Below are 6,398 nucleotides of genomic sequence, written 5' to 3' on the forward strand. Positions count from 1 at the left end.
CGGCTCGTGGCCCGCGATCAGGCGGCGGAGACCAGCCCGAGGATCTCGGCGGCGGCCTGCGCGTTGGCCGCCGCGGCGCCGTAGGTGGCCATGTAGACGGCCGAGCCGGGCCGCCAGACCGGCAGCCCCATCTCCACGATCACCGCGTCCGGACGGGCGGTGAGCAGGGCGGTCGCGAGCGCCCGCTGCGCGGCGTGCCGGTGGGCGTCCCGCAGCACGACCACCAGGCCGCGTCCCCTGGCACGTTCCAGGACACCTTCCGCCTCTCCGGGCGCCCCCGCGGCCCGGACGGCATCGGGCGCCCAGGGCCGCAGGCCCCAGGGCGTCGGCCCCACCGCGATGTTGCCGGTCGCCTCCGCCTCGACGACCAGCGGCGCGCCGTTCCAGCCGGGCAGCGCCCCGGTCACCCGGACGGCCCGGCGGGCGCCCTCCAGCCCCGCGGCGCGGTCCACAGCGGCGGGGCTGCTGCCCGCGAGCCACGCGCGCAGCCGGCGGGTCCGCTCCGCCGCGTCGTGCAGCCGGGACGCGGGCAGCCGCCCGGTCCGCACCGCCTCCTCGATCGCGTCCAGGGTCGCCCGGAGCGTCTCGGCGTGCTCGTTCGGGCCGAGGCACAGCAGGTCCGCGCCCGCGATCAGCGCCCGCACCGACGCCTCCGGGATGCCGATGGCACCGCTGGCGCCCTGCATGTCGAGCGCGTCGGTGACGATCACGCCCTCGTAGCCGAGGTGCTCGCGCAGCAGCCCGGTGATCGCGGCGCGCGACAGCGTCGCCGGGGTCCCGCCGGTGATCGCGGGCAGGTTGAGGTGCCCGGTCATCACCGCGCGGGTGCCGGCCGCGATCGCCGCCCGGAACGGGACCAGCTCGCGGCGGTCCAGCAGCTCCAGGTCGGCGTCGACGATCGGGACGCCGAGATGGGAGTCCTCCACGGTCGCGCCGTGGCCCGGGAAGTGCTTGCAGCAGGCGGCGACCCCCGCCTCCTGCGTGCCGGTCACGGCCGCCGCCGCGTGCCGGGCGACGAGGGCGGGGTCCGCGCCGAACGAGCGCGTCCCGATCACCGGGTTGTCGTCGGCGGTGTTGACGTCCACCGACGGCGCGAAGTTGAGGTTGACGCCGACCTCGGCCAGCTCCGCGCCCAGCGACCGGTAGATCCGCCGGGTGAGCTCCGGGTCGTCGACCGCGCCGAGCGCGGCGTTGCCCGGGTAGGGGCTGCCGGTGGCGTGCCCGCCGAGGCGGGTGACGTCGCCGCCCTCCTCGTCGATGGTCACCAGAGGCTCGCCCGCCTTGCGCATCTGCGCGGTGAGCGCGGCCAGCGACTCCGGGCTCGGAACGTTGCCGGTCAGCGCGAACAGCGTCACCCCGCCGAGGCCCGCCTCCAGCTCGCCCAGCACCCAGCGCGGCGCGGACGGGCCCGGGAAGGAGGGCAGCAGGGTGCCCCGCGCCAGCCGGGCGATCTCGCCGGTGGTCGCGATGTCGTCGGTGGTCACCCCTTCACCGCCCCGGCGGTCAGCCCGGACACCATGCGGCGCTGGACGAGCAGGAAGAAGGCGATGACGGGAATGGTGAGCAGCGTCGACGCTGCCATGATGGGCCCCCAGGCGGTGCTGCTGCGGCCGAAGAAGAACTGCAGCATGATCGGCAGGGTGTACTTGTCCTGGTCGTCCAGGAACGTGAAGGCGAAGATGAACTCGTTCCACGCGGTGATGAACGAGAAGATGCTGGTCGCGACCAGGCCGGGCGCGACGAGCGGGAGCATGACGGTGAAGAAGGTGCGGATCGGGCCGGCGCCGTCGATCGCGGCGGCCTCCTCCAGCTCCTTCGGGACGGCGGCGACGAAGCCGCGCAGCATCCAGATCGCGAACGGCACCGCGAACCCGATGTAGACGACCGCGAGGCCCGGCAGCGTGTTCAGCATGTCGAGCCGCTTGAGGTCCAGGAACAGCGGGATGACCAGCGACTCGCACGGCACCATCTGCACGACCAGCAGCATGACCAGGAACGTGGTCCGGAACCGGAAGCGGAACCGGGCCACCGCGGTCGCCGCCAGCAGCGCCAGCAGGCTCGACGCCACGACGGTGATCAGGGCCAGCAGGATGCTGTTGCGGAAGTACGTCCAGAACGACACCTGCGCGATGCCGCCGTTGAGCACGAAGTCGAAGTGCGTCAGCGTCGGGTGCGTCGGCAGCGGCTTCGGCGTGGTGCTGAAGATCTCGCTGTTCGGCTTGAACGCGGTGGACGCCATCCAGAAGACGGGGAACACCGCCAGCACGAACACGAGCACGCCGAGGCCGTTGAGGCCGATCTTGCGGGCCCGCCTGCGCGCGGCCGGGCGGCCGCGCCGGGAGCGTCCCGCCTTGACGGTTGCCTGGGTCATCGGGTCTCCCCCTGACGCACCATGACCCGCACGTACAGCGCGGTGACGACGAGCAGGATCAGCGTGAGCACCGCCGCGATGGCCGAGCCCATCCCGAGCTTGGGGTTGAGCGCGCCGAACGCCTCGGAGTAGCCGTACAGCGACAGGTTGAACGCGTCGCGGTTGGCCATCCCGGACATGATGAACAGCTGGGTGAACACCTTGAAGTCCCAGATGATCGACATCACCAGGACGACGAGGAAGATCGGCTTGAGCATCGGGTAGGTGAGGCTCCAGAACGTCCGCCACGGGCCCGAGCCGTCCACCCGCGCCGCCTCGTACAGCTCGCGCGGGACGCTCTTCAGGCCGGCCAGCACCGACACCGCCACGAACGGGCACGCCTGCCAGACGACGCAGACCGTCAGCACCGTGTAGGTGGACAGCGGCGTGGCGAACCAGTTGTAGTCGTTCCAGCCGCCGCCGACCAGGGCGTCCGGCAGCTTGTCGAGGAACCAGTTGACCAGGCCGCCGGTCGAGCCGAACAGCCAGCTGAAGATGATCGCGGCGGTGACCGGCGGGGTCGCCCACGCGACCATCACGCCGCCGGAGACGAAGCTCGACATCCGCTTGCCGAGCCGGTTGAGCAGCAGCCCGACCAGCGTCCCGATCACCATCGTGAGGGTGACCGCCACGACGGCGAACAGCACGGTGTGCCGGAAGGCCGCCCAGAAGAGCGGGTCCTTGAGGATGGTGTCGAAGTTCTCGGTGCCGACCGACTCGGCCGGCTCGCCGCGCAGCTGGCGGTTGCCGACCTTCTGGAACGACATGATCCCGATCTGGATCATCGGCCAGAACATCAGCACGGCGATCACGACGACGGTCGGCGCGATCAGCAGGTAGGGCCCGAAGCGGGGCCGGCGGTGCGGGCGCCCGCGGCCGGACGGTCTCCGGCCCGGCGGCCTGCGCACCGCGGGAGCGGTGTCGAGCATGAACGCTTCCGATCAGCGGGGACGGGTGGCGTGCGGGACCCGGCGGGGCGGGACCGCGGTGCGGCGGATTCCGGCGGTGCGGAGCCGGGTGCGGCGGGGTCCGGCGGTGCGAGATCCAGCGGTGCGGGATCCGGCGGGCCCGCGGGGACTGCGGTGCGGGCCCGCCGGATGCACGGTGCTACAGGACGAGCGACCCGGCTACTGGTTGAGCAGCTCGTTGGCCTGCTCGTTGGCCTTCTTCATCTCGTCGTCGGCGGACTTGCCCTGCATGATCGCCTTCACCGCGTTCGGCAGCACCTTCTTGGACTGCTCGAAGTCGCCCCAGCCGGCGCTGATCGGGGTGAACTTGGTGTTGGCCGCGATCTGGGTGAACGGGGCGAGCGCCGGGTCGGAGAACTGGACGTCCGAGCGCATCGAGGAGAAGCCGCTGATGTCGGCCCACTTCTTGGCGTTCTGGGCGTTGTTGAGGATGGTGATGTAGTCGAACGCGGCCTTCTTGGCCTTGCTGTCCTTCCACACGGCGAGGTCGGAGCCGCCCGCCATGACCGGCGCGTTCCCGCCGTTCTTGGCGGGGATCGGGAAGACCGCCCACTTGTCGGCGTTCTTCGGGGAGATCTTCTTCATCTGCGCCAGCGCCCAGCTGCCGTCGATGTACATGCCGAGCTTGCCGAGCGCGAAGTCGCGCTGCGGGCCGTCCAGCTCGTTCTTGCCGACGTACTTCTCCGGCGCGACCTTGTCCTTGGTGACCAGGCCGGCGTAGAAGTTCACGGCCTCGACGGCCTGCGGCTGGTCGAGCTTGCCGGTCCACTTGCCGCCGTCCTTGACGGCGACCTCGCCGCCGTTGCCCCAGATGAAGCTGACGAGGGCGTTGGTCTGGTCGCTCGGGGCGCCGATGCCGGGCACCTTCTTGGCGTCCTGGACCTTCTTCGCCGCGGTGACCAGGTCCGCCCAGTTCGCCGGCGGCTGGATCTTCAGCTCGTCGAACCAGTCCTTGCGGTACCAGATGGCGCGGACGCCGCCGTACCACGGCACCGCGTAGGTCTTGCCGTCCGCCTGGTCGTTGGCGAGGGCGGTCTTGTTCAGGGTCTTGTTGTCCGCCCAGCCCGACATCTCGTCGGTGACCTCGGCGAGGTTGCCCTGCTCGATGTGCGACTGGACGTCGGTGTTGCCGAGCTCGGTCACGTCCGGGCCCTCGCCGCCGGCGGCCGCCTTCTGGAAGGTGGTGGCGACCTGCGGCCACGGCACGTACTTGATCTGGACGGCCGTGTTCGGGTGCTTCTGCTTGAACTCGGTCTCGACGCCCTTGAGGAAGTCCGTCTGCTCGGTGGTCCCGTCGCCCATCATCCAGACCTTGAGCTGCGCCGGGTCCTTGCCCGCGCCGGAGTCGTCCTTCTTCTTGTCGTCTCCGCCGCCGCAGGCCGTGGCGGCCAGGGCGATCGCGGCCGCCGTGGCCACAACCTTGATGTACTTCACTGGGGGTTCCTTTCCGGCATCGCCTCGCGGGGCCTTGCGGCCTGCGATGCGAGTGGAGCGCGCCCGGACCCTTTAGGGTCCGGGACATGCCCCGCTCGCCGTCGCGTCGCCCGCGGGCGCCCTGCTCGCCAGTCGGCGCTCTGCACGCCCCTCCCCGGATGAGGGGTCGGTCGGCGCTTGCGGGTAAACTAACAAGAAACTTTCCTAAACAAAACCGCCCGTTAGCGGATTGAGACATCGAGGGGTACCAGCATGGCCAGACGCCCGGGAACGCCGCGGCTGCTGCGTGAGCTGAACGACCGCGCGGCGCTGGACCTGCTCGTCGAGCACGGCCCGCTGACGCGCGCGCAGATCGGCGAGCACACCGGGCTCTCCAAGGTCACCGCCTCCCAACTGCTGTCCCGGCTCGAGGAGCGCGGGCTGGTGGCGGTCGTCGGGGAACAGGCCGGGGGGCGCGGGCCGAACGCCGCCCTGTACGCCGTGGTGCCGTCGAGCGCCTACGTCGCGGGTCTGGAGGTGGGGCCGGACGGTGTCACCGCGGGCGTCGCCGACATCACCGGACGCATGGTCGCCCAGGTTACCGTCGATCCGAACGGTGCTGACGAGCCGGTCAAGATGGTCCACAACGCCGTTGTCAAGGCGTGCCGCTCCGCCAAGGTCGCGGTGAACCGGCTGAGCGCCTTCGTCATCGGCACCCCCGGCGTCGTCGACCCGCGCTCCGGCGACGTCCAGTTCTCCTTCGACCTTCCCGCATGGCACGAGGGCGTGCTCGCCGCCCTCCGCACCGACCTGCGCCGCCCCGTGACGATCGAGAACGACGTGAACCTCGCCGCCGTCGCCGAGCGCGCCTACGGCGCGGCCCGCGACGCCGACGACTTCGCGCTGATGTGGTTCGACCGCGGCATGGGCCTGTCGGTGATGCTCGGCGGGCGGCTGCACCGCGGCCGGTCGGGGGGCGCGGGCGAGATCGGGTACCTGCCCGTCCCCGGCGCGCCGCTCCCGTTGAGCACGGCCCGGCGCGTCCCCGAGGAGGAGGGCGGCGTCACCGAGTCGACCTCGTGGGGGATCCCGACCCTCGCCGGCGGTTACGGGGCGCTCGTCGGCGCGGACGGGGTCCGCGCCCTGGCCCACGAGCACGGCATCACCGAGCCGACGGCGGTGGAGTGCGTCCGCGCGGCCGCCGCCGACGAGTCCCGCGGCGGCGCGTTCCTGGACGAGCTCGCCAACCGGTTCTCCTACGGCGTGACCTCGGTCAACATCGTGCTGGACCCGGGGCTGGTGGTGCTGTCGGGCAGCCTCGGCCGGGCCGGCGGGGCGCCGCTCGCCACCCGCATCGAACGGGCCGTCGGGCGGATCAGCCCGACCCGTCCGACCGTCGCGGTGACGGAGGTGGAGGGCAACCCGGTGCTGCGCGGCGCCCTGTACGCCGCTCTGGAGCAGGCCCGCGACGAGGTCTTCTCGGCGGGCGAGGGCTGAGCCGACCGGGTCCCGTGCGGGGCGGGTGCGGGCAGTGCGGGTGCGGGCAGTGCGGGCAGTGCGGGCAGTGTGGGCGTACCGAAGCGCCCCCCCCGGGGGCGGGGGCGCCC

At 72.0% G+C, this 6,398-nt stretch carries 5 protein-coding genes; 1 reads left to right on the plus strand and 4 read right to left on the minus strand.

Going from position 1 to position 6,398, the window contains the following annotated elements; all coding sequences use genetic code 11:
• Nucleotides 1-17: 17 nt before the first annotated feature.
• The 4 genes from ABT299_RS51905 to ABT299_RS51920 form a co-directional block, all read right to left on the minus strand.
• A complete protein-coding gene (locus ABT299_RS51905; protein ID WP_500255389.1) occupies nucleotides 18-1,484 on the minus strand; it encodes a glycoside hydrolase family 3 protein in 1,467 nt (488 codons plus the stop codon).
• Nucleotides 1,481-2,371, minus strand: a complete 891-nt coding sequence (locus tag ABT299_RS51910; RefSeq protein ID WP_387031270.1) for a carbohydrate ABC transporter permease — start codon at nucleotides 2,369-2,371, stop codon at nucleotides 1,481-1,483. Before ABT299_RS51910 ends, ABT299_RS51905 begins: the two co-directional genes overlap by 4 nt.
• Nucleotides 2,368-3,339 (minus strand): carbohydrate ABC transporter permease, encoded by a 972-nt coding sequence (locus ABT299_RS51915; RefSeq protein ID WP_433139310.1) that lies wholly within the window; start codon nucleotides 3,337-3,339, stop codon nucleotides 2,368-2,370. The genes ABT299_RS51910 and ABT299_RS51915 overlap by 4 nt, the downstream gene beginning before the upstream one ends.
• 198 nt (nucleotides 3,340-3,537) lie before the next feature.
• Nucleotides 3,538-4,812 (minus strand): extracellular solute-binding protein, encoded by a 1,275-nt coding sequence (locus ABT299_RS51920; protein ID WP_190856239.1) that lies wholly within the window; start codon nucleotides 4,810-4,812, stop codon nucleotides 3,538-3,540.
• A gap of 252 nt (nucleotides 4,813-5,064) precedes the next feature.
• Here ABT299_RS51920 and ABT299_RS51925 point away from each other — a divergent pair, with 252 nt between their 5' ends.
• Nucleotides 5,065-6,288 carry an ROK family transcriptional regulator gene (locus ABT299_RS51925; RefSeq protein WP_190856238.1) on the plus strand — a complete coding sequence of 408 codons (1,224 nt, stop codon included), beginning with the start codon at nucleotides 5,065-5,067 and terminating at the stop codon, nucleotides 6,286-6,288.
• Nucleotides 6,289-6,398 lie beyond the last annotated feature (110 nt).

This window comes from Spirillospora sp. NPDC000708, from assembly GCF_040299565.1.
Lineage (GTDB): Bacteria > Actinomycetota > Actinomycetes > Streptosporangiales > Streptosporangiaceae > Spirillospora.